2 protein-coding genes are annotated in these 738 nt (G+C 68.0%); both read right to left on the bottom strand.

Annotated elements, in window-relative coordinates; translation table 11 throughout:
* Positions 1–418, bottom strand: a 418-nt coding sequence (locus AC1D01_RS37280) for an ATP-binding cassette domain-containing protein (protein WP_477874932.1), incomplete at its 3' end; no start/stop codon positions are given.
* Entirely contained in the window at positions 415–510 is a 96-nt protein-coding gene (locus AC1D01_RS37275; protein ID WP_477874930.1) for a DUF1028 domain-containing protein, read from the bottom strand. The genes AC1D01_RS37280 and AC1D01_RS37275, both read right to left, overlap by 4 nt.
* Between the last annotated feature and the right edge of the window lie 228 nt (positions 511–738).

The following is a 738-nucleotide window of genomic DNA, read 5'->3' as shown; positions in this document are numbered from 1 at the left end:
CCTTGCGCTGCATCGCCAGCGCCTGTTCGCGGGCCTCGGCGCGGCCGATGCGGCGGTGGCGCAGCAGGCCCTCGACGATCTGCTCGCCGATCGTGAAGACCGGGTTCAGCGACGACATCGGCTCCTGGAAGATCATCGCCATGCCGTTGCCGCGCAGGTCCTGCAGCGCCTGCGCCGGCGCACCGACCAGCTCGCGGCCCTCGAAGCGGACCGAGCCGCCGGCGATGCGCCCCGGCGGCGACGGCACCAGGCCCATGATCGACAGCGAGGTCACGCTCTTGCCGCAGCCCGATTCGCCGACGATCGCCAGCGTGCGGCCGGCCTGCACCTCGAAGCTGACGCCATCGACCGCGGCGAACTCGCCGTCGTCGGTCTTGAAGAGCGTGCGCAGCTGGCGCACCTCGAGCAGCGCCGTCATGGTGCGCACAACGCACCGACGGCGAGGAAGCGGCTCGCGATCGCGACCCCGAAACGCCCCTGGCCGTCGCGCGCAATGATGGACCAGGTCATCGCCGCAGGCGCCTCAGCGAAGCGCTTGCAAACATGATCTCAACGACATATTCGTGTTCTCTGGCAGAAGACCGACGGGGTTGCAAGCCGTGTGCCACATCGAATGGCGGCCGGCACCGCGTGAGCCGCAAATCCAGATTTGCGGCTCACTATTTGAGCCGAATCGCCTAGAATGCGGCTCATGGTTTCCACCAAGCCCCTCTATGTCTGGCAGCAGCCGGCGTGGCC

The organism is Rhizobacter sp. P3_B12, from assembly GCF_056402895.1.
This window is presented reverse-complemented; position numbering and strand designations above follow the sequence as displayed.

Bases quoted from the DNA above. Each gene is read 5' to 3' on its own strand.
- AC1D01_RS37275 (WP_477874930.1), bottom strand. From the start codon at position 510: ATGACCTGGTCCATCATTGCGCGCGACGGCCAGGGGCGTTTCGGGGTC.